Annotated in this window: 1 protein-coding gene; it reads right to left on the reverse strand. The window is 64.9% G+C overall.

What is annotated here, in order from left to right; all coding sequences use genetic code 11:
- Positions 1-978: inositol 2-dehydrogenase (gene iolG / locus ACODTZ_RS36115; RefSeq protein WP_489032117.1), on the reverse strand; the 978-nt coding region annotated here is incomplete at both ends.

A 978-nucleotide genomic window follows, 5' to 3' on the forward strand; every position in this document is an offset into this window, starting at 1 on the left:
CAGCTTGCCTTCCTTGACGGACTGGACGGCCGCGTCGGCGAGCACGAGGGCGGCGAGGCCATCGGCGCCCGAGGGGGAGATCTTGGCGCCCTTTTCGATGGCGGCGATGAAGCTTGCGATCTCGTTGGCATAGGCTTCGGTGTAGCGGGTCATGAAGAAGTCGTGCAGCGGCGGGCGGGTGTAGCCTTCGCCATTGGCGACTTCGATCGAGACGGCGCGCTGGTTTTCGGCTGAGACCATGCCCTTGGAGCCGTGCACCTCGATGCGCTGGTCGTAGCCATAGGTGGCGCGGCGCGAGTTGGAGATGATCGCCTGCTTGCCGGACTTGGTCTGCAGGATGACGGAAACGCTGTCGTAATCGCCGGCCTCACCGATCGCCTTGTCGACGAGGACGGCGGCCGTTGCGGTGACGGCGACCGGCTCTTCGCCGAGCAGGAAGCGGGCCATGTCGAAATCGTGGATCGTCATATCGCGGAAGATGCCGCCGGAGCGCTTGATATAGTCGACCGGCGGGGCGCCGGGATCGCGCGAAGTGATCGTCACCATCTCGACGTCGCCGATGCGGCCGTCGTCGATCGCGCTGCGCACGGCCATGAAGTGCGGGTCGAAGCGGCGGTTGAAGCCGACCATCAGCTTGCCCTTGGTCTCGTCCACGATCTTGATGCAGGCCTTGACGCGCTCGACGGAGAGATCGACCGGCTTCTCGCAGAAGATCGCCTTGCCTGATCGGGCGAAGCGCTCGATCAGGTCGGCATGCGTGTCGGTCGGCGTGCAGATGACGACGGCGTCGATGTCGCTCGCGGCTTCGATCGCCTCGATGGTGCGGACTTCGCAGCCGTAAGCGGATGCGATGGCGTTGGCGGCCTCGGGAAAGGCGTCGGCGACGGCCACGAGCCTTGCATTGGCATCGCCGCTGACTGCCTTGGCGTGAACCTTGCCGATACGACCGGCGCCGAGAAGACCAAATCTGACTGTCAT

This window comes from Rhizobium sp. FG113 (assembly GCF_057809895.1).